The organism is Pseudomonas sp. LBUM1644, from assembly GCF_059716195.1.
On sequence record NZ_CP166812.1, the window covers coordinates 5,175,084 to 5,199,220 of the forward strand.

Annotated in this window: 20 protein-coding genes and 1 pseudogene; 11 read left to right on the forward strand and 10 right to left on the reverse strand. The window is 59.7% G+C overall.

All coding sequences use genetic code 11. The features are described from left to right. Positions 1-80: 80 nt before the first annotated feature. The 6 genes from ACA052_RS23670 to ACA052_RS23695 all read left to right on the forward strand — a co-directional run bounded on the left by ACA052_RS23670 (position 81) and on the right by ACA052_RS23695 (position 9,725). Positions 81-1,427, forward strand: coding sequence for an imelysin family protein (locus ACA052_RS23670; protein ID WP_497647047.1), 1,347 nt, complete (start codon positions 81-83; stop codon positions 1,425-1,427). Positions 1,428-1,665: 238 nt separating this feature from the next. Then, positions 1,666-3,093 (forward strand): di-heme oxidoreductase family protein, encoded by a 1,428-nt coding sequence (locus ACA052_RS23675; protein ID WP_497647048.1) that lies wholly within the window; start codon positions 1,666-1,668, stop codon positions 3,091-3,093. A 27-nt stretch (positions 3,094-3,120) separates the two neighbouring features. After that, complete coding sequence (locus ACA052_RS23680; protein WP_497647049.1) at positions 3,121-4,185, forward strand: imelysin family protein; 1,065 nt, start codon at positions 3,121-3,123, stop codon at positions 4,183-4,185. Positions 4,186-4,199: 14 nt separating this feature from the next. After that, positions 4,200-5,297 carry a DUF1513 domain-containing protein gene (locus ACA052_RS23685; RefSeq protein WP_497647050.1) on the forward strand — a complete coding sequence of 366 codons (1,098 nt, stop codon included), beginning with the start codon at positions 4,200-4,202 and terminating at the stop codon, positions 5,295-5,297. Positions 5,298-5,536: 239 nt separating this feature from the next. Next, positions 5,537-6,685, forward strand: a complete 1,149-nt coding sequence (locus ACA052_RS23690; protein ID WP_497647051.1) for an efflux RND transporter periplasmic adaptor subunit — start codon at positions 5,537-5,539, stop codon at positions 6,683-6,685. 13 nt (positions 6,686-6,698) lie between these two features. Further along, positions 6,699-9,725: a multidrug efflux RND transporter permease subunit gene (locus ACA052_RS23695; protein WP_497647052.1), complete on the forward strand. Its 3,027-nt coding sequence runs from the start codon at positions 6,699-6,701 to the stop codon at positions 9,723-9,725. 72 nt (positions 9,726-9,797) lie between these two features. On the opposite strand, the gene ACA052_RS23700 is transcribed toward ACA052_RS23695, so the two are convergent. From ACA052_RS23700 to colR, 5 genes are all read right to left on the reverse strand, one after another. Further along, positions 9,798-10,025, reverse strand: a complete 228-nt coding sequence (locus ACA052_RS23700) for a hypothetical protein (protein ID WP_497647053.1) — start codon at positions 10,023-10,025, stop codon at positions 9,798-9,800. Between the two features lie 2 nt (positions 10,026-10,027). Beyond that, complete coding sequence (locus ACA052_RS23705) at positions 10,028-10,741, reverse strand: lipopolysaccharide kinase InaA family protein (protein WP_497647054.1); 714 nt, start codon at positions 10,739-10,741, stop codon at positions 10,028-10,030. A 4-nt stretch (positions 10,742-10,745) separates the two neighbouring features. After that, positions 10,746-11,414 carry a class I SAM-dependent methyltransferase gene (locus ACA052_RS23710; protein WP_497650384.1) on the reverse strand — a complete coding sequence of 223 codons (669 nt, stop codon included), beginning with the start codon at positions 11,412-11,414 and terminating at the stop codon, positions 10,746-10,748. A gap of 230 nt (positions 11,415-11,644) precedes the next feature. Continuing rightward, positions 11,645-12,925 carry a sensor histidine kinase gene (locus tag ACA052_RS23715; protein ID WP_497647055.1) on the reverse strand — a complete coding sequence of 427 codons (1,281 nt, stop codon included), beginning with the start codon at positions 12,923-12,925 and terminating at the stop codon, positions 11,645-11,647. Further along, positions 12,915-13,598, reverse strand: coding sequence for a two-component system response regulator ColR (gene colR / locus ACA052_RS23720; RefSeq protein ID WP_427637238.1), 684 nt, complete (start codon positions 13,596-13,598; stop codon positions 12,915-12,917). Before colR ends, ACA052_RS23715 begins: the two co-directional genes overlap by 11 nt. 218 nt (positions 13,599-13,816) lie before the next feature. Between colR and ACA052_RS23725 the strand changes: the two genes are divergently transcribed. Then, positions 13,817-14,560: a phosphatase PAP2 family protein gene (locus ACA052_RS23725; RefSeq protein WP_497647056.1), complete on the forward strand. Its 744-nt coding sequence runs from the start codon at positions 13,817-13,819 to the stop codon at positions 14,558-14,560. A gap of 206 nt (positions 14,561-14,766) precedes the next feature. On the opposite strand, the gene groL is transcribed toward ACA052_RS23725, so the two are convergent. From groL to ACA052_RS23745, 4 genes are all read right to left on the reverse strand, one after another. Continuing rightward, positions 14,767-16,410, reverse strand: coding sequence for a chaperonin GroEL (groL, locus tag ACA052_RS23730; RefSeq protein ID WP_093422996.1), 1,644 nt, complete (start codon positions 16,408-16,410; stop codon positions 14,767-14,769). A 49-nt stretch (positions 16,411-16,459) separates the two neighbouring features. Next, entirely contained in the window at positions 16,460-16,753 is a 294-nt protein-coding gene (locus tag ACA052_RS23735) for a co-chaperone GroES (RefSeq protein ID WP_054045166.1), read from the reverse strand. A 246-nt stretch (positions 16,754-16,999) separates the two neighbouring features. Next, entirely contained in the window at positions 17,000-17,476 is a 477-nt protein-coding gene (locus ACA052_RS23740; protein ID WP_497647057.1) for an FxsA family protein, read from the reverse strand. Positions 17,477-17,542: 66 nt separating this feature from the next. Beyond that, on the reverse strand, positions 17,543-18,274 hold the full coding sequence (locus tag ACA052_RS23745) for a HugZ family pyridoxamine 5'-phosphate oxidase (RefSeq protein ID WP_497647058.1): 732 nt from the start codon (positions 18,272-18,274) through the stop codon (positions 17,543-17,545). Between the two features lie 165 nt (positions 18,275-18,439). Between ACA052_RS23745 and ACA052_RS23750 the strand changes: the two genes are divergently transcribed. Continuing rightward, positions 18,440-19,198, forward strand: coding sequence for an SDR family oxidoreductase (locus ACA052_RS23750; protein ID WP_497647059.1), 759 nt, complete (start codon positions 18,440-18,442; stop codon positions 19,196-19,198). Positions 19,199-19,291: 93 nt separating this feature from the next. On the opposite strand, the gene apbC is transcribed toward ACA052_RS23750, so the two are convergent. Beyond that, entirely contained in the window at positions 19,292-20,386 is a 1,095-nt protein-coding gene (gene apbC / locus ACA052_RS23755; RefSeq protein WP_497647060.1) for an iron-sulfur cluster carrier protein ApbC, read from the reverse strand. A gap of 329 nt (positions 20,387-20,715) precedes the next feature. On the opposite strand from apbC, the gene metG reads away from it, so the two are divergent. From metG to rsxB, 3 genes and pseudogenes are all read left to right on the forward strand, one after another. Next, positions 20,716-22,767: a methionine--tRNA ligase gene (gene metG / locus ACA052_RS23760; RefSeq protein ID WP_497647061.1), complete on the forward strand. Its 2,052-nt coding sequence runs from the start codon at positions 20,716-20,718 to the stop codon at positions 22,765-22,767. Positions 22,768-22,988: 221 nt separating this feature from the next. Continuing rightward, the gene (locus ACA052_RS23765; protein WP_497647062.1) at positions 22,989-23,558 is read left to right on the forward strand and encodes an Rnf-Nqr domain containing protein; all 570 of its coding nucleotides are present in this window, start codon (positions 22,989-22,991) and stop codon (positions 23,556-23,558) included. Positions 23,559-23,575: 17 nt separating this feature from the next. Further along, positions 23,576-23,950, forward strand: a pseudogene (rsxB, locus tag ACA052_RS23770) (electron transport complex subunit RsxB); the annotation flags it as partial. Between the last annotated feature and the right edge of the window lie 187 nt (positions 23,951-24,137).

Sequence of the window (24,137 nt, forward strand, 5' to 3'; positions counted from 1 at the left end):
AATGCGAAAGATTTGCATTATGTCGCAGTTTTGCGCGCTTACGGCGCCATTCCACCCCCTCTCGAAGCAGGATGTTCGCCATGATTCGTATGCCTCTGGCTACCGCCAGTCTGTTGGCCATCGCTATTTCCCTCGCCGGTTGTGGCGAAGGCAAAGACAAGACCGCCGCTGCGCCAGCACCTGCGCCGGCTGCCACCACGACCGCTCCAGCTGCGGCTCCGGCCGCTGCCGGTAAAGTCGATGAGGCGGCCGCCAAAGCCGTTGTTGCGCATTACGCCGACATGGTCTTCGCCGTTTACAGCGATGCCGAATCCACCGCGAAAACCCTGCAAACCGCCGTCGACGCCTTCCTCGCCAAGCCGAACGCCGACACCCTGAAAGCCGCCAAGGCTGCCTGGATCGCTGCCCGCGTTCCTTATCTGCAGAGCGAAGTATTCCGCTTCGGCAACACCATCATCGACGACTGGGAAGGTCAGGTTAACGCCTGGCCCCTGGACGAAGGCCTGATCGACTACGTCGACAAATCCTACGAGCACGCACTGGGCAACCCTGGCGCCACGGCTAACATCATCGCCAACACCGAACTCCAGGTTGGCGAAGACAAGATCGACGTGAAAGAAATCACCCCGGAAAAACTCGCCAGCCTGAACGAACTGGGCGGTGCCGAGGCCAACGTCGCCACGGGCTACCACGCCATCGAATTCCTGCTGTGGGGCCAGGACCTGAACGGCACCGGCCCTGGCGCCGGTAATCGCCCAGCGTCCGACTACCTGCAAGGTGCAGGCGCCACCGGCGGCCACAACGATCGTCGTCGCGCCTACCTGAAATCCGTGACCCAACTGCTGGTCAGCGACCTGGAAGAAATGGTCGGTAACTGGAAGCCGAACGTGGCCGACAACTACCGCGCCACCCTGGAAGCGGAACCGGTGGATTCCGGCCTGCGCAAAATGCTGTTCGGCATGGGCAGCTTGTCCCTGGGCGAACTGGCGGGTGAGCGCATGAAGGTTTCCCTGGAAGCCAATTCCCCGGAAGACGAACACGACTGCTTCAGCGACAACACCCACAACTCGCAGTTCTACGATGCCAAAGGCGTTCGTAACGTGTACCTGGGCGAATACACCCGTGTCGATGGCACCAAAATGACCGGCGCCAGCCTGTCCTCCCTGGTGGCCAAGGCTGACCCGGCGGCTGACACCGCGTTGAAAGCCGACCTGGCTGCGACCGAAGCCAAGATGCAGGTCATCGTCGATCACGCCAACAAGGGTGAGCACTACGACCAGCTGATCGCCGCCGGCAACACCGCTGGCAACCAGATCGTCCGCGACGCGATCGCATCGCTGGTCAAACAGACCGGTTCGATCGAAGCCGCCGCTGGCAAACTGGGCATCAGCGACCTGAACCCGGACAACGCTGATCACGAATTCTGATCAACGCCGGCTGAATAAAAAGGCGACCTTCGGGTCGCCTTTTTCATTCCTGCCTGAACGCGGACCATTCTGTAGGAGCTGTCGAGTGCAACGAGGCTGCGATCTTTTAAAGCAAGATCAAAAGATCGCAGCCTGCGGCAGCTCCTACAGTTCAAAGCAAACGATAATTCCTCTTATTCAAACCTGACTGCCCTGTTAGACTTTGCGCCCTTGTTTTGCTCGTCTTGCAGGATGTCTGATGCCCCCGTTGCTTCTTCGCTTGTCCGCACTGTTTCTGGCCTTGAGCCTGAGTGCCTGCGATGACGCCCCGCGTTTTACCAAGGCCGAACCCGGTGAGGCCCGGTCCGGTGGCAGCGCCACCGTGCGCAAGACCGATCAGAACGCATTCTCCCTGCCCTCCGCCAACCTGCCGCCGTCCCGGCGTGTGGACTTCAGCGTTGGCAACAGTTTCTTTCGCAACCCCTGGGTGATTGCCCCGTCGACCACCACCGCCCGGGATGGCCTCGGCCCGTTGTTCAACACCAACGCCTGCCAGAACTGCCACATCAAGGACGGTCGCGGTCATCCGCCGACGCCCGATGCGGCGAATGCCGTATCGATGTTGGTGCGCCTGTCGATTCCCGATGCACCGGCCTATGCCAAAGTGATCGAGCAACTCGGCGTCGTGCCGGAGCCGGTTTACGGCGGACAATTGCAGGACATGGCCGTGCCCGGTGTCACCCCGGAAGGCAAGGTGCGCGTTGATTACACACCCGTCACAGTGCAGTTCAAGGACGGTACCAAAATCGAATTGCGTAAGCCGACCCTGAACATCACCCAACTGGGTTACGGCCCGATGCACCCCGACACCCGTTTCTCGGCCCGGGTTGCGCCGCCGATGATTGGCCTGGGCTTGCTTGAAGCCATCCCTGACGAAGCAATCCTGGCCAATGCCCAGGCCCAGGCGAAGGACAAGAACGGCATCGCCGGACGCCCGAACCGGGTCTGGGATGATGCGCAACAAAAAACCGTCGTCGGCCGATTTGGCTGGAAGGCCGGTCAACCGAACCTCAATCAACAAAACGTGCATGCGTTCTCTGGAGACATGGGCCTCACGACCAGCCTGAGAACCGTCGATGATTGCACCGGCGCGCAGACCGCCTGCAAACAGGCACCGAATGGCAACGGTCCCAACGGCGAACCGGAAGTCAGCGATAACATCCTGCGCCTGGTGCTGTTCTACAGCCGTAACCTCGCCGTTCCCGCCCGACGCGATGTCAGTGCGCCCGAAGTGCTGGCCGGCAAGACCCTGTTTTTCCAGGCCGGGTGCCAGTCCTGTCACACACCGAAATACACCACCGCCGCCAATGCCGCCGAACCTGAACTGGCCAATCAAGTGATTCGCCCGTACAGCGATCTGCTGTTGCATGACATGGGCGACGGCCTGGCCGACAACCGCAGCGAATTCCAGGCCAGCGGCCGCGACTGGCGCACGCCGCCGTTGTGGGGCATCGGTTTGACCGAAGCGGTCAGTGGCCACACCCAGTTCTTGCATGACGGCCGCGCCCGCAATCTGCTTGAGGCCGTGCTTTGGCATGACGGCGAAGCAGCCGCGGCGCGGCAACAGGTTTTGTCTTTCAATGCCGAGCAGCGCGCTGCGTTGCTGGCGTTTTTGAATTCTCTTTAAACACTTACAAAGAATCGGGAGCCCGACATGTTCCGCCCCAAATTGTTGTTCACCAGCCTCGCCGCACTCGCCTTGGGCGCCTGTTCGCCTCAGGACCCGCAAGCCGTCACCTCGGCGGCCATCGCCAAGTCGGTGATCCTGCCGACCTACACCCGTTGGGTTGAAGCCGACCGCCAATTGGCCGTCAGCGCCCTCGCCTACTGCGAAGGCAAGGAAAACCTCGACACCGCCCGCGCCGACTTCCTGCACGCACAGAAAGCCTGGGCCGAGCTGCAACCGCTGCTGATCGGTCCGCTGGCCGAAGGCAACCGTGCGTGGCAGGTGCAGTTCTGGCCCGACAAGAAAAACCTGGTCGGCCGTCAGGTCGAGCAACTGGTCACCGCGCAGCCGCAGATCGATGCCGCTGCCCTGGCCAAGTCCAGCGTGGTGGTTCAAGGCCTCTCCGCCTATGAATACATCCTGTTCGACAGCAAGCCGGACGTGGCCAACGACGCGCAAAAAGCCAAGTATTGCCCGCTGCTGAAGGCGATTGGCGAACGTCAGAAACAGCTGGCTGAAGATATTCTGAAAAGCTGGAACAGCACCGACGGCATGCTCGCGCAGATGAGCAAATTCCCGAACCAGCGTTACGCCGACTCCCACGAAGCCATCGCCGATTTGCTGCGTGTGCAGGTCACCGCCCTCGACACCCTGAAGAAAAAACTCGGCACGCCGATGGGCCGCCAGAGCAAAGGCGTGCCGCAACCGTTCCAGGCCGATGCATGGCGCAGCCAGTCGTCCCTGGCCGGCCTCGAAGCCAGCCTCGCCGCCGCCAAGACAGTCTGGGAAGGTGTCGACAATAAAGGCCTGCGCGGCTTGTTGCCGAGCGAGCAGAAACCGTTGGCCGACAAGATCGACGCCGCTTACGCCGCCGCCTTGAAACTGTTCGCCAGCAACCAGCGTCCGCTGACCGACATGCTCAACGACGACGCCGGTCGCCAACAGCTCAACGATCTCTACGACAGCCTCAACGTCGTCCATCGCCTGCACGAAGGCGAACTGGCCAAGGCGCTGGGCATCCAACTGGGCTTCAACGCCAACGACGGTGACTGATGAGGGCAAGTGCCATGCTGCGACGACAGGCTCTGACGTTAGGTAGTTTGCTGCTGGGAGCAGTGACGCTGGGCGGCTGGACGCTGTTCAAGCAAAAGGACAAAAGCCCGCTGCTGCTCTCGGCGCGGGACGATAACGACGGCAAGCATTACGCCGTCGGCTATCGCCTGGACGGCACTCGGGTGTTTGCGACCCAGGTCGGCCAGCGTTGCCACGACATCATCAACCATCCGACGCTGCCCATTGCGCTGTTCGTCGCCAGGAGGCCGGGCACTGAGAGTTACCTGATCGACTTGCGCGACGGCACGCTGTTGCAAACCGTGATCTCGCAACCCAACCGGCACTTCTACGGTCACGCGGTGATTCACAAGAGCGGCGACTGGCTATACGCAACCGAGAACGACACGTCCGATCCGGGCCGTGGCTTGCTGGGTGTGTATAAGTTTGAAGGTGAACGACTTATCCACAGCGGCGAGATCCCGACCCATGGCGTCGGCCCGCATCAAGTGTCGTGGATGCCGGATGGCGAAACCCTGGTGGTGGCCAACGGCGGAATTCGCACCGAGGCCGAAAGCCGGGTCGAGATGAACCTCAATGCCATGGAGCCAAGCCTGGTGTTGATGCAACGCGACGGCACTTTGCTCAGCAAGGAAACCCTTGCCCAGCAGATGAACAGCGTGCGGCACCTGGGGATTGCCAGCGATGGCACCATCGTCGCCGGTCAGCAATTCATGGGGCCGTCACACGAGTCTTCGGAGCTGTTGGCGATCAAACGTCCAGGCCAGCCGTTCGTGGCCTTTCCTGTCCCGGAGCACCAGCTGCAGGCCATGGGGCATTACACCGCGAGCGTCGCCGTACACAGTGATTTGCGCCTGGTCGCGTTGACCGCACCACGGGGCAACCGTTTTTTCATCTGGGACCTGGACAGCGGTGAAGTACGCCTGGATGCGCCGCTTCCCGATTGCGCCGGGGTCGGGGCCGTGGCCGACGGTTTCGTCGTGACCTCGGGTCAAGGACGATGCCGGTACTACGATTGCCGCCAGACAAATCTGCTTGCAAAACCGTTGGAGCTCCCGGCAGGGCTCTGGGACAACCACCTTCATATGATCTGAACACGGTCCTCTGTAGCAACTGGCGCAGCCTGCGTCCGGCTGCGAAGCAGTCGTCATCCCGGACACCCAGTTTCGCCTGACACACCGAGGTGCATGGTTTTACGACGGCTGCGCCGCCGAACGCAGGCTACGCCAGCTGCTACAGGGGTCGCGCTGTAAGTTCTACCAGTTGGAAACCCTCTGCGACTCGGGGTAATGTGCCCCTCTGTCTCACCTGATTTTCTCCAAGGAACTGGAATATGCTGCGTCGCCGCATGCTGATCATGTTGGGTGTTGTTCTTTTGATCGTCCTGATCCTGGCCGGGTACAAAGCCTTTTCGATCTACACGATGATCCAGGGGTTTGCCGCGCCGAAACCGCCGATAAGCGTCGCCGTGGCCACTGCGACCCAACAGCCGTGGCAAATGCGCCTGCCCACGGTGGGTACGCTGAAGGCGCTGCAAGGCGTGGACCTGAGCCTGGAGATCGCCGGCACCGTCACCGATGTGCAGTTCCAGTCAGGGCAGAAGGTCAAGGCCGGCCAACCGATTGTCCAGCTCGACAGCGCCGTCGAATCCGCTTTGCTGGAAACCGCTCAGGCCGACCTTGGGCTGGCCCAGGTGGATTACGCTCGTGGCAGCCAACTGGTGGGCAGCCAGGCCATTTCCAAGGGCGAATTCGACCGCCTCTCGGCGGTCCTGAAAAAGAACAAGGCCACGGTCAATCAGCTCAAGGCTTCACTCGAGAAAAAACGCATTGTTGCGCCCTTCAGCGGGACTATTGGTATTCGCCAGGTGGATGTCGGCGACTACGTCGCCAGCGGCACCATGATTGCCACGCTCCAAGACCTCAGCAGTCTCTATGTCGATTTTTTCCTGCCCGAGCAATCGGTGCCGAAGATCGGCATCGGCCAGCCAGTGCAGGTCATTGTCTCGGCTTACCCGGCACAAACCTTCCCCGGCACCATCAGCGCGATCAACCCGAAAGTGGAGAACAGCACGCGCAACGTTCAGGTTCGCGCCACCCTGGCCAACCCCGAGGGCAAGCTGCTACCGGGCATGTTCGCCAGCCTGCAAGTGCTGCTGCCCAACCCGCAGCCGCGCATCGTCGTCCCGGAAAGCGCGATCACCTACACGCTGTACGGCAACTCGCTCTATGTGGTCGCGCAGAAAAAAGCCGAAGACGGCAGCCTCGAAAAAGACGACAAGGGCCAACCGATCCTGATCGCCGAACGCCGCTTCATCGAAACCGGCGAACGACGCGACGGCCAGGTAATCATTACCAAAGGTGTGCAGGACGGCGAAAAAGTGGTCACGGCCGGCCAGATCAAACTGGACAACGGCGCACATATTGCCATCAGCGACGACAAGACTTTAGCCGAGAAGAACAGCCCGCCGCGTGCGGACTGATCAAGGAATCCCCATGGCTTTTACCGACCCGTTCATCCGCCGCCCGGTGCTCGCCACCGTGGTCAGCCTGCTGATTGTGCTGCTGGGCTTTCAAGCCTGGAGCAAGCTGCCGCTGCGCCAATACCCGCAAATGGAAAACGCCCTGATCACGGTGACCACCGCGTACCCCGGGGCCAACGCCGAAACCATCCAGGGCTACATCACCCAACCGATGCAACAGAGCCTGGCCAGCGCCGAGGGCATCGACTACATGACCTCGGTCAGCCGCCAGAACTTCTCGGTGATCTCGATCTACGCGCGTATCGGCGCCAACAGTGACCGCTTGTTTACCGAACTGCTGGCCAAGGCCAACGAGGTGAAAAACCAGCTGCCCCAGGACGCCGAAGACCCGGTACTGAGCAAGGAAGCCGCCGATGCCTCGGCGCTGATGTACATCAGCTTCTTCAGCAAGGAACTGAGCAACCCGCAGATTACCGACTACTTGTCCCGGGTTATCCAGCCCAAACTCGCGACCCTGCCGGGCATGGCCGAGGCCGAGATCCTCGGCAACCAGGTTTTCGCCATGCGCCTGTGGCTGGACCCGGTAAAACTGGCCGGTTTCGGCTTGAGCGCCAGCGATGTGACCAACGCGGTGCGCCAGTACAACTTCCTTTCCGCCGCCGGCGAAGTGAAAGGCGAGTACGTGGTCACCAGCATCAATGCCAACACCGAGCTCAAATCCGCCGAAGCCTTTGCCGCGATTCCGCTCAAGGTCGAAGGCGACAGTCGCGTGCTGCTCAGCGATGTGGCGCGGGTTGAAATGGGTGCGGAGAACTACGACTCCGTCAGCTCCTTCGGCGGCACACCCTCGGTGTACATCGGCATCAAGGCCACTCCAGGCGCCAACCCGCTGGAAGTGATCAAGGAAGTGCGCAAGATCATGCCGGACCTGGAGGCCCAGCTGCCGCCCAACCTCAAGGGTGAAATTGCCTACGATGCGACATTGTTCATCCAGGCCTCGATCAACGAGGTAATCAAGACACTGTTCGAGGCGGTGCTGATCGTTATCGTGGTGGTGTTCCTGTTCCTCGGTGCCCTGCGCTCGGTGGTGATTCCGGTGGTCACCATCCCGCTGTCGATGATCGGCGTGATGTTCTTCATGCAGATGATGGGTTACTCGATCAACCTGCTGACCTTGCTGGCGATGGTCTTGGCCATCGGGCTGGTGGTGGACGACGCGATCGTGGTGGTGGAAAACGTCCACCGGCACATCGAAGAAGGCAAGACGCCGCTGGACGCGGCCATCGAGGGCGCTCGGGAAATCGCCATGCCGGTGGTCTCGATGACCATCACACTGGCGGCGGTCTATGCGCCGATCGGCTTCCTGACGGGGCTGACCGGGGCGCTGTTCAAGGAGTTTGCCCTGACCCTGGCCGGTGCCGTGGTGATCTCCGGCATTGTCGCCCTGACCCTATCGCCGATGATGTGCGCCCTGCTGCTGCGCCACGATGAAAACCCCAGCGGCCTGGCCCATCGCCTCGACCTGATTTTCGAAGGCCTCAAGCGCCGTTACCGGAGCATGCTCCATGGCACGCTCAATACCCGTCCCGTGGTGCTGGTGTTCGCGGTGATCGTGCTGTGCCTGATCCCGGTGCTGCTCACGTTCACCAAATCGGAGCTGGCACCGGACGAGGACCAGGGCATTATTTTCATGCTGGCCAACGCGCCGCAGCCCACCAACCTGGATTATCTGAGCACCTACACAGACGAGTTCATCACGATCTTCAAGGAGTTTCCCGAGTACTACTCCTCGTTCCAGATCAATGGATTCAATGGCGTGCAATCGGGCGTCGGCGGCTTCCTGCTCAAACCCTGGAACGAGCGCAGCCGGACGCAGATGCAGATCCTTCCAGAGGTCCAGGGCAAACTCGGGAGCATTCCCGGCTTGCAGATTTTTGGCTTCAACCTGCCTTCCCTGCCGGGTACGGGCGAAGGCTTGCCGTTTCAGTTCGTGATCAACTCCGCCAATGATTACGAGTCTTTACTGCAAGTGACTGAACGGGTGAAAAAGCGAGCGCTGGAATCCGGCAAATTTGCCTTCGCCGACGTTGACCTGGCCTTCGACAAACCGGAAGTGGTGGTGGATATCGATCGGGCCAAGGCGGCCCAAATGGGCGTGTCGATGCAGGAGCTGGGCGGAACGCTGGCGACATTGCTGGGTGAGGCCGAGATCAACCGGTTCACCATCGAAGGCCGCAGCTACAAAGTCATCGCCCAGGTTGAACGGCCCTTCCGCGATAACCCGGACTGGCTGAACAACTATTACGTCAAGAACACCCAAGGCGAATTGCTGGCCCTGTCGACACTGATTACCGTGACCGACCGGGCGCGCCCTCGGCAGTTGAACCAGTTCCAGCAGCTCAACTCGGCCATCCTTTCTGGCGTCCCGCTGGTGAGCATGGGTGAAGCCCTCGACACGGTGCGCCAGATCGCCCGGGAAGAAGCCCCCGTAGGTTATGCGTTCGACTATGCCGGCGCGTCGCGGCAATTCGTTCAGGAAGGCAGCGCTCTGTGGGTCACCTTTGGCCTGGCCCTGGCGATTATCTTTCTGGTGCTGGCCGCGCAATTTGAAAGCTTCCGCGATCCGCTGGTGATTCTGGTGACGGTGCCCCTGTCAATTTGCGGCGCATTGATCCCGCTGTTCCTGGGCTGGTCGAGCATGAATATCTACACCCAGGTGGGGTTGGTGACGTTGATCGGACTGATCAGCAAGCACGGGATCCTGATCGTCGAGTTCGCCAACCAGCTGCGCAAGGACAAAGGCCTGACACCCCGCGAAGCGGTGGAGGAAGCGGCGGCAATACGCCTGCGCCCCGTGTTGATGACGACCGCTGCGATGGTGTTCGGCATGGTGCCGCTGATTATCGCCACCGGCGCGGGCGCGGTCAGTCGGTTCGACATCGGTACGGTGATCGCTACAGGGATGTCCATCGGGACGTTGTTTACATTGTTCGTATTGCCGTGCGTGTACACGGTGCTGGCAAAACCCGATAAGCCCTAAAGTCAAAAGATGTTGCCCCAAAAAACAAAAGGCCTCGCATTTGCGAGGCCTTTTACTTGGGCTTTAATCTGTTCAACTTTGCGGCCTCAATCCTTGAGAAAGTCCGAACATGAACAGCAATAAATCATGATCGGGACGCGTTGCCACCGAGGACTTCGCAATGCGAGGTAACGGACAGTGAGCCTCAGCGCTCACTGAACTGAGAACTTGCGTGCGGGGCTGCTCCCAGGCAGCCACCGCCAGCGAAGCAACTGCCAAGGCTCCTACAAGAAACAAACCTCGTGCAATTTCGAGTTTCATTGCTATAAACCTTTGATAGCGCTGCCAAACGCCGTCTCATAAAAATAGACCAGTTTCTTCCAGTCCGCCGTGCTGAACGACGAATGGCGACGCAATTGCTTCATGTCATGAGCAGCCGCGGCATGGGCGGTCAAACGCTGTCTGCACTTCTCGAGATCGATCAAAGCCACCTCGACTTTGGCCGCCTCGCCCTCACCCGTCACGCTAACAAAAACGTGCTTGATATAGATGCAGCTATGCTGCCAACGCCCCTTGTGCATGCGGGCCAGATTCTCGGCCAGATCCTTCAATACGCGATCATGCACGGCTTCACCATGACGCTCGCGACCGCCGCCCGCGTACCAGTGCTCGATTTCCTCGAACCCGTCCAGCGACTTGGTGACCAGCAATGCACGCCATTTGTGCACAGGATCGCGCTGCGCACCACAGAACACGATCTCCGGAACGCGCACGTCGAGCAGACGCAGGCCGGTCAAGGCATCGCGTTCACGCAATACCGTCGGCCGGCCGAACGGGTGCAGCCAGCTGCGATGAATATGCCCGGTCTGACGCTTGACGTAGAGCAGCGAACCATTGCTGCTCACGACACGCTGCACGCCACTTTCCCCACCGCGACGGACGTTGGGTTCTTCAACCCACTCACCGCGCTGGTTCCAGAAATAGTCGAAGCGGTCCTGGGGAGCGACTTCCGTTTCTGCTGCACACTGCACTGCCATCTTGTTACCTCTTGCGTAATACGTAAACTCGCCACATGGCATAGAGCGGTAAAAAGTCCAGTTGTTCCTGGATGCGGAAACCCGCCTGTTCAAATTCCTTTTCTACCGTAGCAGCCGGTAACACAAACCGGTTTTGGTAACCTTCCTGCCCACGGGTTTTCTCTGCACGCTTGCGTTTCCATGCTTTGAAATTGCCGTCCACCCATAGCGAAAGGATCACGCTGTCACGGGTAACGCGCTCGAACTCACGCAAAATTGCCAGTCGATGCTCGGCTTCACCGATGTGGTGGAGCAAACGCATGCAGAAAATGCTGTCGACGGCGTTATCAGGCAAGGCGATGTCGAATGCAGATGTGTGCAAGGGTTGTACCCGTTTCACCACATCGGCGGGTTGCGCGTGCATGGCGATCTTCACCATCGACTCGGAGTTGTCGGCTCCGATGATTGCGCGATTGCTCTTCTCTGCGAGCAATGGCCAGAAACGCCCTGCGCCGCATGGCAAATCCAGGACCAGCCCCGGCTCGCCGGCCAGTGCCAGCGCCTTTCGCGCCAGTTGTTCGTCACGCCAGTGAGACAGTCGGCGACTTATGCCGACTTTGTGTTTTCGCAGATAGCGCTGAGCGTGCTCATCGTCGTATTTTTCGGAAAAATCCAGTTTGATCGGGCCGTCCATCATCAAAGTCTCCTAACTACTGATGACAGCCACCATAGGTAGCGCCATGTCAGTGTCAGGTCATGACTTTGTGAAAGATTTGTCATGTAAAACCCAGAAGTATTTCGAGATTTTACAGGCGCCAACGATGGCTTAGGGCCACCGATGAAAAGAATGCAGCCTGCGGCAGCTCCTACAGAGCACGCCTATCAATGTAGGAGCTGCCGCAGGCTGCGATCTTTCAGGCCTGATCAAGTCGGGATCTGACTCAACTCCACATAAAAACGGCAGCCATTGGGTTCCATGTTCGTCAGGCTGACGCTCCAACCCTGGTTTTCGCAAATCCGCTGCACCAGCGAGAGTCCCAACCCCAAGCCCTCACCGCGTTTTTCGGTGCCACGCACGAAAGGCTCGAACATCGCCTCGCGCTTTTCTTCGGGAATGCCTACGCCACTGTCCTCAACCATGAAGCCCGTGCCCGTCAGGGTCAGGCGAATGAAGCCGCGCTCGGTGTAATGCAGCGCATTACGCAGCAGGTTGCCCATGACCGCGTGCAGGAGGGTTGCGTTGTAACAGGTGTTTTCCGGTTTACCCGGTTCGAAGATCAGCCGCAGTCCTTTGGCCTCGATCGGTTCGCGCCATAGATTGAGCAGCCCATCGGACACCTGGCTCAGACTCTGTTGCGGCGACATGCTCGCATCTTCACGTTGCGCACGGGCCAGCATCAGGAAGGTTTGCACCAGCTCGCGCATCTCCTCGCAGGCACGCGCAATCCGCTCCACCTGTGCACGGCCGCGTTGATCGATGCCAGGGTTTTCCAGCAGCAGCTCACAGGAGCTGGCCAGCACCATCAAGGGCGTACGCAGTTCGTGGCTGACGTCACTGGTGAACAGCCGTTCCCGGGTCAATGCCTGGCGCAAGCGCCCGAGGGTGGCGTCGAAGGCTACGGCCAGTTCGCCCACTTCATCGGCGGCATAATCCGGTGCCAGTGGCGGCGCCAGCCCCAACAACTGATCGCGGTGGCGGACCTGGCGGGCCAGCCGCACCACCGGGGCCATCACTTTGCGCGCCAGCACCCAACCGAGAAACACTGCCAGCGCCAGGCTCAACACAAACCCCACCAGCACCACGGCAAACAGCACGCGTTCACGCTCTTCGAAATCGCTCTGGTCCTGCAACAGCACATACCGCCGGCCGTCGACGACTTCGACCATGGCGTGGTACGACAGCTGCTCGCGGAACACTTCGTGAAACCCCGGCTCAAGGTGACGCAAATCCTTGGGCAACTGGAAGTCGCCCGGCCCGCCGCTGAAATAGAACAGTTGATCCGGTTCGGGACGATGGCTCCAGTCCGACACACTGTCCATCAGCAGCAGACGCTGCAGATCGCCCCCCAGGCCGGCGGAGATCAGTTTTTCTTCCACCAGGTGCACGGTCGCCACAATGCCCATGGCGAAGGCGCCCGCCACCAGTGCGCTCATCAGCGCAAAGGCGATGATGATCCGTTGGGCGAGGCTCTGCTTAAACTCCATCACGGCCCTCGGCCAGGCGATAACCGACACCGTGTACCGTTTGCAGCAATGGCTTGGCGAACGGCTTGTCAATCACCTGGCGCAATTGATGGACGTGGCTGCGCAGGCTGTCGCTGTCCGGGCAGTCATCGCCCCACAAAGCTTCTTCGAGAATTTCGCGGCGCAGCACATGAGGGCTTTTCTGCATCAGCACGGCCAGCAATTTCAGGCCCACCGGGTTGAGTTTCAGCAGGCGACCTTCGCGGGTCACCTCAAGGGTATCGAGGTCATAGCTCAGATCAGCGACCTGCAACGTGCGACGACCGCCGCCTTGGGCCCGGCGCATGACCGCTTCGATGCGCGCGGCCAGTTCAGACAAGGCAAAGGGTTTGATCAGGTAATCATCGGCGCCGGATTTGAAGCCTTGCAGCCGGTCGTCCAATTGATCACGAGCGGTGAGCATGATCACCGGCGTGTCGCGTCGGGCGTCTTCACGCAGGCGTTTGCACAGGGTGTAGCCGTCGATGCCGGGCAACATGATGTCGAGCACGATCAAGTCGTAATGCTCGGTGGCCGCCAGGTGCAAGCCTGACAAACCGTCCTGCGCGCAATCCACGGTGTAGCCTTTGAGCCCCAGGTAATCGGCCAGATTGGCCAGGATATCGCGGTTGTCTTCAACCAATAAAATTCGCATGGGCATCTACTCCGTACACAGTAACGGCCGTCTTGGCCCGCGCAGCTTAAGGCCAAGTGTGGCTCAGGGCTAGGATTGCGTGCAGTTGCAATCCAAACGTTAAACCCGTTGCGACCTTAACGATTTTTTCACTATCGATTCACACGCTGACCACGGGATTTGGTGCAAACTCCGCGCGGCTGCGCTCTTCAGAACATTTAACAGATCAAGGAACTGCCATGGTGTCGACCACTGTCCGCCCCGCCTCTCGCCCTCTAAATCTCTGGGTGTGCCTGGGTGTTCCCGCCGTTGCGGCAATCATTCTGGTGCTGCTTGAGTTGACGTCCGTGGACATGGACATTGCCCAGCTGTTCTATGACCCGGCCGCGGGGGACTTCATAGGCCGACACAGTTATTTCCTCGAAAACATCCTGCACGACCGGGCCAAGCAAGTGGTCATCGCATTTTCGGTGTTTGCGATCTTCGGGTTCATTGCCTCCTTTTTCGTAGACAAGCTCAAGCCGTTCAAACGGGAGTTGGGCTGTCTGGTGCTGTCGCTGGCGCTGGCGACATCCTTTGTCACCCCGGTCAAAGCGGTAACGGCAGTGCAATGCCCCTGGAGCCTTGAGCAATTCGGCGGTCACGAAACCTACAGCGAACTGCTCAGCCCGCGCCCACAGACCGACAAACCCGGTCGTTGCTGGCCGGGTGGGCATGCGGCCACCGGCTTCACGCTGTTTGCATTGTTCTTCGTACTGCGTGACCGTCGTCCGAAGCTGGCTCGCAAAGCCTTTGTATTTGCCTTCGCCTTGGGCACGGTGTTTTCCATCAGCCGGATGATGCAGGGTGCACACTTTTTCTCGCACAACGTGTGGACGGCGATTTTCTGCTGGCTGATTTGCTTGGGGGCGTATTACTACATCCTGTATCACCCGGCGTCGAAGGCTGAGAAAGTTAGCAAGGCCGAACCGGTCAGCATCTGAAACACAGGTCTAATGTGGGAGCGGGCTTGCTCGCGAAAGCGGTTCTACATTCAATATCTTCGGTGAAAGTTAAAACGTTTAGATCAAAAGATCGCAGGCTTCGCCAGCTCCTACAGGGATTGCGTGAAGCCTGCGATCTTTATCAACGGCAAAAAAAAACCCCGCCTGCTTTCGCAGGCGGGGTTTTTTATAGGGGTAAGGCTGGCTTACATCATGCCGCCCATGCCGCCCATACCGCCCATGTCTGGCATGCCGCCGCCAGCTGGACCGTCTTCCTTGATCTCGGCGATCATGGCTTCGGTGGTGATCATCAGGCTGGCGATGGAAGCCGCTGCCTGCAGAGCCGAACGAGTCACTTTAGCCGGGTCAAGGATACCCATTTCAATCATGTCGCCGTATTCGCCGGTAGCAGCGTTGTAACCGTAGTTACCCGAACCCTGCTTGACCTTGTCGACTACTACGCTTGGCTCGTCGCCGGAGTTGGCAACGATCTGGCGCAGTGGAGCTTCGACAGCGCGACGCAGCAACTGGATACCAACGTCCTGATCGGCGTTGTCGCCTTTCAGTTCGCTGATGGCTTGCAGAGCACGAACCAGTGCCACGCCGCCGCCAGGTACCACGCCTTCTTCAACGGCTGCACGGGTAGCGTGCAGGGCGTCTTCAACGCGGGCCTTCTTCTCTTTCATTTCAACTTCGGAACCGGCGCCAACCTTGATCACTGCAACGCCGCCGGACAGCTTGGCCAGACGCTCTTGCAGTTTTTCACGGTCGTAGTCGGACGAAGTGTCGGCTACTTGCTGACGGATCTGCAGAACGCGAGCCTGGATGTCAGCCTCAACGCCGGCACCGTCGATCACGGTGGTGTTTTCTTTCGACAGGATCACGCGCTTGGCATTACCCAGGTGTTCCAGGGTAGTGCTTTCCAGGCTCAGGCCGATCTCTTCGGAGATAACGGTACCGCCCGTCAGGACAGCGATGTCCTGCAGCATGGCCTTGCGACGGTCGCCGAAGCCTGGTGCCTTGACGGCTGCGACTTTAACGATGCCACGCATGTTGTTCACAACCAGAGTCGCCAGGGCTTCGCCTTCAACGTCTTCGGCCACGATCAGCAGTGGACGGCCGGCTTTGGCAACGGCTTCCAGTACTGGCAGCATTTCGCGGATGTTCGAGATCTTTTTGTCGACCAGCAGGATCAGCGGACCGTCCAGCTCGGCAGTCATGGTCTCTGGCTTGTTGACGAAGTACGGGGACAGGTAGCCACGGTCGAACTGCATGCCTTCAACAACCGACAGTTCGTTTTCCAGGCCCGAGCCTTCTTCAACAGTGATCACGCCTTCTTTACCGACTTTTTCCATGGCTTCGGCAATGATGTCGCCGATGGAGTTGTCGGAGTTGGCCGAGATGGTGCCGACCTGAGCGATTGCCTTGGTGTCAGCGCAAGGCTTGGACAGAGCTTTCAGCTCTTTGACGATCGCGATGGTCGCTTTGTCGATGCCGCGCTTCAGGTCCATCGGGTTCATGCCGGCAGCGACGGCTTTCAGGCCTTCGTTGACGATCGATTGAGCCAGAACGGTAGCGGTGGTGGTGCCGTCGCCTGCGTCATCGTTGGCACGGGAGGCAACGTCTTTGACCAGCTGCGCGCCCATGTTTTCGAAACGGTCTTTCAGTTCGATTTCTTTGGCTACGGAAACGCCGTCCTTGGTGATGGTCGGAGCGCCGAAGCTCTTCTCGATGATCACGTTACGGCCTTTAGGGCCCAGGGTCGCTTTTACTGCGTCAGCCAGGACGTTTACACCGGCGAGCATTTTCTTGCGGGCGGAGTCGCCGAATTTAACTTCTTTAGCAGCCATGATCGATATTCCTTAAATACTTTGTAGTAACGGGAAAATGAGCGGGGAATCAGCCTTCGATAACAGCGAGAATCTCGTTCTCAGCCATTACCAGCAGGTCTTCGCCGTCAACTTTCACAGTGTTGCTGCCGGAGTACGGGCCGAACACAACCTTGTCACCCACTTTTACGGCCAGTGCACGCACTTCACCGTTTTCCAGCACACGGCCGGTACCGACAGCGAGGATCTCGCCGCTGTTGGCTTTTTCAGCAGCCGAACCTGGCAGGACGATACCGCCAGCGGTTTTCTTTTCTTCTTCGCTGCGACGGATGACGACGCGGTCATGCAGAGGACGAAGCTTCATTGTCGATCTCTCCTAATTGTGGTTTTCATCGGCCGGTGTATTCCCGGCGGGTTTAACAAATCCGGCGGTGCCGGGTGCGCCTCGACAAGCGAGACGCGGAAGTCTGTCTGGCATGATTGCCAGAAACCTTGCGGTGACCGTTACATAAGGGCGCATAAGCTTATTACAAGAGCGGGGATCGAAATTTTTTACATTGATACCCGAAAACGAACACGGCACCTGAGGGTGCCGTGCAGCTGAAACGGTTTACTTCGGATCGCGGTGTTCGAACTCGCCTTCGATCACGTTCGGCTCGCGGCCCAGAGGCTCGCGTGGGGCAGGACCGCCACGTGGCTGGAGGTCGTCGGCGAACGCGCGTTGGCGGATCGCTTGCTCCTCGGCACGCTGGCGCATTTTGTTGGCCAGCAGCCGACGAGAGATCGGCAGCAGCATGATCAGACCCAGCACGTCAGTGACGAAGCCCGGCAGGATCAACAGACCGCCCGCCAACGCCAGCATCAGGCCTTCAAGCATGGTCTGGGCGGGCAGTTCGCCGCGGTTCAGGCTTTCACGGGCACGTAGCGCTGTGGCCAGGCCGGCGATACGCAGCACGAACACGCCGAGCATCGAGCCGAGAATGACCAGCAACAAGGCCGGGAAAAACCCGATCGCTCCAGTGACCTTGACGAATACGAACAGCTCCAACACTGGAAACAGTACAAAGAGCAATAAAAAAGGGCGCATCAAATGGTTCCTCAACGCAAGAATGCCTTGCCAGTCTTCCCTAGATGACGTCGCCCTTTCGTGAATTCAAGCGTCGACCACTTCATTTTTCGGCCAATGCTCGGCGTGAGCCAGGAAAACCAAGGCTTCCCGGACTTGTGTCGGCGTATTACAAGGCGTTTGAAACGGCAACCAGTACAGCACCTGACCAATGCGCAGGTGCATGCCTTCAGTGTCAATCCCGGCCAGTTGCGCTGGCTCGGTTTTCGGCAGGCCGGCCAGATCGACATAGTGAGCAATGGCTTTGGCGTGATCGGCATTCATGTGCTCGACCATGCTCACCTCGGCTTTGCCGGCGAACGGGTTGGCCAGCGTCAGATGGTCGACCCAGTGAATCGCGCCGAAGCCACCGATGTACCGATGGCGCACTGGCTTGAGCACCCAGAAGTCGAAATCGTGAGCCTTGTGATAGCTCTGCGATTCCGGGAAGTAGCGGTAATAACGTTCGGCCGCCGATTCGATGGCGGCCTCGTCCTCGAGCTTTTCCGCTTCGGCGAGGTAGGTCAGCCGACCAACGGCCTGCACATCTTCGGCCCCGCGCTCGCCCACAAACAGCGAACATTTCGGGTCTTTCTGCAGGTTGTGGGTGTGCTGGGCAATGCGGCTGATCAGGATCAGCGGTCGGCCCTGGCCGTCCAGGCAGTACGGAACCACGGAGCCAAACGGGAAACCGGGCATCGCCTTGGAGTGTGTCGACAGCACTCCACGGTATTCCTTGAGAAGCAATTCTCGGGCATTCTTGGCCGCTTCAACGCTCAACTTATGACTCCTTATATAGAATCCGTCGAAAAAACGGACAGGCGACTGGGGATAAGTTCCCAGTACGCCATCGGGGCAGTTCTCATGTGCAGCCGGCCTCCATTGGCGCAGATCGAGAGGCCCCCTAAAAGGAAACCACTCTGACCTGCTTATTGGGGCATGCGAATGCAACTCACTGACAAAGTAATCATTATCACTGGCGGTTGCCAGGGTTTAGGCCGTTCCATGGCCGAGTATTTCGCCGGCAAGGGCGCGAAGCTGGCGCTGGTGGACTTGAACCAGGAAAAGCTCGACGCCGCCGTCGCCGCGTGCAAGGCCAAGGGTGTCGAGGCCCGCGCCTATCTGTGTAACGTCGCCAATGAAGAACAAGTGACGCACATGGTCGCTCAGGTCGCCGAAGACTTCGGCGCGATCCACGGCTTGATCAACAACGCCGGGATCCTGCGTGATGGATTGCTGTTGAAGGTCAAGGACGGCGAGATGACCAAGATGAGCCTGGCCCAATGGCAGGCGGTGATTGACGTCAACCTGACCGGCGTCTTCCTGTGCACCCGCGAAGTCGCGGCAAAAATGGTCGAGCTGAAAAACAGCGGCGCGATCATCAATATTTCGTCGATCTCCCGCGCCGGCAACGTCGGCCAGACCAACTACTCCGCCGCCAAGGCCGGTGTCGCTGCGGCGACGGTGACTTGGGCCAAGGAACTGGCACGCTACGGCATTCGTGTGGCGGGCATTGCCCCGGGGTTCATCGAAACCGAGATGACCCTTGGCATGAAACCGGAAGCGCTGGAGAAAATGACGTCCGGGATCCCGCTCAAGCGCATGGGCAAGCCAGAAGAAATAGCCCATTCGGCGGCGTACATTTTCGAGAACGACTATTACACCGGCCGGATTCTGGAAATGGATGGCGGGTTGCGCATCTAAAGGAAGATCAAAAGATCGCAGCCTGCGGCAGCTCCTACAGGGGCCACTTGTAGGAGCTGCCGCAGGCTGCGATCTTTTAACAGACGACGCAGATCAATCGTCGCTGATGGTGATAGTCGGCATCGCCGGTGTCGCCGCTTCCTGCAACACGATCCGCGCGCCGACATGGCGGGCCAGTTCCTGGTAAACCAGTGCGATCGGGCTGTCCGGCTCGGCGATCACCGTTGGCTTGCCGCCATCCGCCTGCTCGCGAATGGCCATCGCCAGTGGCAACGAAGCCAGGAGCTCGACGCCATATTGATTGGCCAGCTTCACCCCGCCACCTTCACCGAACAGATGCTCGGCATGCCCACAATTCGAGCAGATGTGCACGGCCATGTTTTCCACCACGCCCAACACAGGGATGTTGACCTTGCGGAACATCTCCACGCCTTTGCGCGCGTCCAGCAACGCCAGGTCTTGCGGTGTGGTAACGATGACGGCACCGGCCACCGGGACTTTCTGCGCCAGGGTCAGCTGGATGTCACCGGTGCCTGGCGGCATGTCGATGACCAGGTAATCCAGATCGCCCCAAGCGGTCTGGGTGACGAGCTGCAACAGCGCACCGGAGACCATCGGCCCGCGCCAGACCATCGGCGTGTTGTCGTCAGTCAGGAATGCCATGGACATCACTTCGACGCCATGAGACTCGATTGGAACAAACCACTTCTGATCCTTGACCTTTGGTCGGGTGCCTTCAGGGATGCCGAACATGATGCCCTGGCTCGGACCGTAGATATCCGCGTCGAGAATCCCGACCTTGGCGCCTTCACGGGCCAGGGCCAATGCCAGGTTGGCTGCGGTGGTGGACTTGCCCACGCCGCCCTTGCCGGATGCCACGGCTACGACGTTCTTGACGTTAGCCAGGCCCGGGATCTGTGCCTGAGCCTTGTGCGCGGCGATCACGCTGGTGATGTCGACGCGAGCGGTCGTCACGCCGTCCAGGCCTTCAATGGCCATCTGCAGCATCTGCGACCAGCCGCTTTTGAACAGGCCGGCCGCGTAACCCAACTCCAGCTGGACGCTGACGCGATCGCCCTGAATGTCGATATTGCGCACGCACCCGGCGCTGACCGGGTCCTGGTTTAGGTAAGGGTCGGTATATTGGCGAAGGACGGCTTCCACCGCTGCGCGATTGACGGCGCTCATGGGCAACTCCGATAACAAGACAGGAAAATCAGGCGGGTATCCTAACCGTTCTATCGGTCAGACGGCATGCTTTCAGGATATGACAAATCCCCATGATCGAATGCTACCTGTAGCAGCTGGCGAAGCCTGCGTCCGACTGCGCAGCGGTCGCCAACCGGACAACTCGGTTTGCCTGAAGCGCCGCGTTGTCTGGTTTTACGACTGCTTCGCAGCCGAACGCAGGCTTCGCCAGCTGCTACAAAGCACCGTGGATGCCGGTCGCGGGGGTGAAAAATATGCGCCAGCGCTTTATAGTGGCCGACCTCCGTTTCATCAAGTAGCCGAGCCCCATGTCCGAGCCACGCAAGATCCTCGTCACCAGCGCCCTGCCCTATGCCAATGGTTCGATCCATCTTGGCCACATGCTGGAATACATCCAGACCGACATGTGGGTGCGCTTCCAGAAGCACCGCGGCAACCAATGCATTTATGTCTGCGCCGACGACGCCCACGGTTCGGCCATCATGCTGCGCGCGGAAAAGGAAGGCATCACCCCGGAACAATTGATCGCCAACGTCCAGGCTGAACACAGCGCCGACTTTGCCGAGTTCCTGGTGGACTTCGACAACTTCCACTCCACTCACGCCGAAGAAAACCGTGAGCTGTCGAGCCAGATCTACCTGAAGCTGCGCGACGCCGGGCACATCGCCACGCGCTCGATCACGCAGTACTTCGACCCGGAAAAGAAAATGTTCCTGGCCGACCGCTTCATCAAGGGCACTTGCCCGAAATGCGGCACCGAAGACCAGTACGGCGACAACTGCGAGAAATGCGGCGCGACCTACGCACCGACTGACCTGAAGGATCCGAAGTCGGCCATCTCTGGCGCCACGCCGGTGCTCAAGGATTCGCAGCACTTCTTCTTCAAGCTGCCGGACTTCCAGGAAATGCTGCAAGCCTGGACCCGCAGCGGCACCCTGCAAGATGCGGTCGCCAACAAGATCGCCGAATGGCTGGATGCCGGCCTGCAACAGTGGGACATCTCCCGCGATGCGCCGTACTTCGGTTTCGAAATTCCGGACGAGCCGGGCAAATACTTCTACGTGTGGCTGGACGCGCCGATCGGCTACATGGCCAGCTTCAAGAACCTCTGCGATCGCACGCCGGAGCTGGATTTCGATGCGTTCTGGGGCAAGGATTCCACCGCCGAGCTGTACCACTTCATCGGCAAGGACATCGTCAACTTCCACGCGCTGTTCTGGCCGGCGATGCTCGAAGGCGCGGGCTACCGCAAGCCAACCGGCATCAACGTACACGGCTACCTGACCGTCAACGGCCAGAAAATGTCCAAGTCTCGCGGCACCTTCATCAAGGCCCGGACCTACCTCGATCACCTGTCCCCGGAATACCTGCGTTATTACTACGCGGCCAAACTGGGTCGTGGCGTCGACGACCTGGACCTGAACCTCGAGGACTTCGTGCAGAAGGTCAACTCCGACCTCGTCGGTAAAGTCGTCAACATCGCCAGCCGTTGCGCCGGTTTCATCCACAAAGGCAACGCTGGCGTGCTGGTGGCCGGTAACGCCGCGCCAGAACTGACCGACGCGTTCCTCGCCGCTGCGCCGAGCATCGCCGAGGCCTACGAGGCTCGCGACTTCGCCCGCGCCATGCGCGAGATCATGGGCCTGGCCGACCGTGCCAACGCCTGGATCGCCGACAAGGCACCGTGGTCGCTGAACAAACAGGAAGGCAAGCAAGACGAAGTCCAGGCGATCTGCGCGCTGGGCGTCAATCTGTTCCGCCAACTGGTGATCTTCCTCAAACCGGTGCTGCCACTGTTGGCCGCTGACGCCGAGGCGTTCCTCAACGTCGCGCCGCTGACCTGGAACGACCACGCGACCTTGCTCAGCAACCATCAGTTGAACGAGTTCAAACCGTTGATGACCCGTATCGACCCGGTGAAAGTACAAGCGATGACCGATGCCTCGAAAGAAGACCTGACTGCCAGCCAGACCGACACCGGTGAGGCTGCACCTGCCGGCAATGGCGAACTGGCCAAGGATCCGCTGTCGCCGGAAATCGAGTTCGACGCGTTTGCTGCCGTCGACTTGCGCGTGGCGCTGATCCTCAAGGCCGAAGCCGTGGAAGGTGCCGATAAACTGCTGCGCTTGACCCTGGACATCGGTGACGAGCAACGCAACGTGTTCTCCGGGATCAAGAGCGCTTACCCGGACCCGTCCAAGCTCAATGGTCGCCTGACCATGATGATCGCCAACCTCAAGCCGCGCAAAATGAAGTTCGGGATTTCCGAAGGCATGGTGATGGCGGCCGGTCCTGGCGGCGAAGAAATCTACCTGCTCAGCCCTGACAGCGGCGCCAAGCCGGGTCAGCGCATCAAGTAAGGTTTTTGCGCTGAATCGAATCCCACAGTCGTGCCCGGCGCGACTGTGGGATTTTCATGTGTGGCCCATAATAGATCTAACGTCTGGCCTCGCCTTGTCGGAGCTGCCGAAGGCTGCGATCTTTTGATCTATGGCAATCTCCAAACCGCTGGAGATCAAAAGATCGCAGCCTGCGGCAGCTCCTACGGGGTTAGCCTTGCGATGCGTGGATACGGACGATCATGACCGAACTGCTCCTTACGCTTGTCAGCGCCGCCCTGATCAACAACTTCGTGTTGCACTGGCCGCTGGGCGTCGATCCGCTGTTGGGTTCAGGACAACGGCAGGTCCATGCACTGGGCATTGCGACAACGTGCCTGATGCTGATCGTCGGCATCCTCGGTTATGCGCTCTATCATGGGTTGCTGCTGCCGCTGGAGCTGACGTCGCTGCGTCTGTTCGTGTTTTTGCCGTTGAGCGTGTTGTTGATCGCGCCGTTGCTGAAGCTGCTTGCGCAGGTGTTTTCGACGCTGTCGTTCGAAGGTCTGTGGCCGCTGCTGCTCGGTAATGCCGGCATGCTCGGGCTGGCGCTGATCAATGTTCAGGAAGACAAAGGTTTTTTTCACGCCAGCGCTTTGAGTATCGGCGCCGGACTGGGTTTCTGGCTGGTGCTGAGCCTGTTTACCGACTTGCGTCAGCGCACGGTCGATAACGACGTCCCGCTCCCCTTTCGCGGCCTGCCGATCGACCTGATCGGCGCCGGACTGATTGCAGTGGCTTTTCTCGGATTCAGCGGACTGATCAAAACATGAGTCTGATTCAACGCATCGATGCCCTCCTGCCGCAGACCCAATGCGGCAAGTGTGGCCACCCCGGATGCAAGCCGTACGCCGAGGGCATCGCCAGCGGCGAGCCGATCAACAAGTGCCCACCCGGTGGCAGCGAAACCATTTCGGCCTTGGCCGACCTGTTGAAGGTGCCGGTGCTGGAACTTGATGTCAGTCGCGGTTCGGCCCCGGCACAGCTTGCCTACATTCGTGAAGCCGAGTGCATTGGTTGCACCAAATGCATCCAGGCCTGCCCGGTGGACGCCATCGTCGGTGCCGCCAAATTGATGCACACGGTCATCGTCGACGAATGCACGGGATGCGACCTCTGCGTGGCGCCCTGCCCGGTGGATTGCATCGAGATGCGACCGTTGCCGCTGGCCACGGTGTTGCCGATTGTCGGTGGCCTGGCCTTCAGCCTTGAGGAGCAACGGGCCCGTGCCGTCAAACGCGATCATGCACGGCGCCGCTTCGAACAACGCAACGCCCGGCTGCAGCGCGAAGAAGAACAGAAACTCGCCGAACGCCAAGCCCGTGCGCATCGCGCAGTGCCACAGACCAGTG

Coding starts and splice junctions, on each gene's coding strand:
- ACA052_RS23700 (WP_497647053.1), bottom strand. CDS start 10,025: ATGAAACTCGAAATTGCACGAGGTTTGTTTCTTGTAGGAGCCTTGGCA.
- ACA052_RS23695 (WP_497647052.1), top strand. CDS start 6,699: ATGGCTTTTACCGACCCGTTCATCCGCCGCCCGGTGCTCGCCACCGTG.
- ACA052_RS23680 (WP_497647049.1), top strand. CDS start 3,121: ATGTTCCGCCCCAAATTGTTGTTCACCAGCCTCGCCGCACTCGCCTTG.
- metG (WP_497647061.1), top strand. CDS start 20,716: ATGTCCGAGCCACGCAAGATCCTCGTCACCAGCGCCCTGCCCTATGCC.
- ACA052_RS23705 (WP_497647054.1), bottom strand. CDS start 10,741: ATGGCAGTGCAGTGTGCAGCAGAAACGGAAGTCGCTCCCCAGGACCGC.
- ACA052_RS23740 (WP_497647057.1), bottom strand. CDS start 17,476: ATGCGCCCTTTTTTATTGCTCTTTGTACTGTTTCCAGTGTTGGAGCTG.
- apbC (WP_497647060.1), bottom strand. CDS start 20,386: ATGAGCGCCGTCAATCGCGCAGCGGTGGAAGCCGTCCTTCGCCAATAT.
- ACA052_RS23750 (WP_497647059.1), top strand. CDS start 18,440: ATGCAACTCACTGACAAAGTAATCATTATCACTGGCGGTTGCCAGGGT.
- colR (WP_427637238.1), bottom strand. CDS start 13,598: ATGCGAATTTTATTGGTTGAAGACAACCGCGATATCCTGGCCAATCTG.
- ACA052_RS23710 (WP_497650384.1), bottom strand. CDS start 11,414: ATGGACGGCCCGATCAAACTGGATTTTTCCGAAAAATACGACGATGAG.
- ACA052_RS23675 (WP_497647048.1), top strand. CDS start 1,666: ATGCCCCCGTTGCTTCTTCGCTTGTCCGCACTGTTTCTGGCCTTGAGC.
- ACA052_RS23725 (WP_497647056.1), top strand. CDS start 13,817: ATGGTGTCGACCACTGTCCGCCCCGCCTCTCGCCCTCTAAATCTCTGG.
- ACA052_RS23685 (WP_497647050.1), top strand. CDS start 4,200: ATGCTGCGACGACAGGCTCTGACGTTAGGTAGTTTGCTGCTGGGAGCA.
- ACA052_RS23715 (WP_497647055.1), bottom strand. CDS start 12,925: ATGGAGTTTAAGCAGAGCCTCGCCCAACGGATCATCATCGCCTTTGCG.
- ACA052_RS23765 (WP_497647062.1), top strand. CDS start 22,989: ATGACCGAACTGCTCCTTACGCTTGTCAGCGCCGCCCTGATCAACAAC.
- ACA052_RS23735 (WP_054045166.1), bottom strand. CDS start 16,753: ATGAAGCTTCGTCCTCTGCATGACCGCGTCGTCATCCGTCGCAGCGAA.
- groL (WP_093422996.1), bottom strand. CDS start 16,410: ATGGCTGCTAAAGAAGTTAAATTCGGCGACTCCGCCCGCAAGAAAATG.
- ACA052_RS23670 (WP_497647047.1), top strand. CDS start 81: ATGATTCGTATGCCTCTGGCTACCGCCAGTCTGTTGGCCATCGCTATT.
- ACA052_RS23690 (WP_497647051.1), top strand. CDS start 5,537: ATGCTGCGTCGCCGCATGCTGATCATGTTGGGTGTTGTTCTTTTGATC.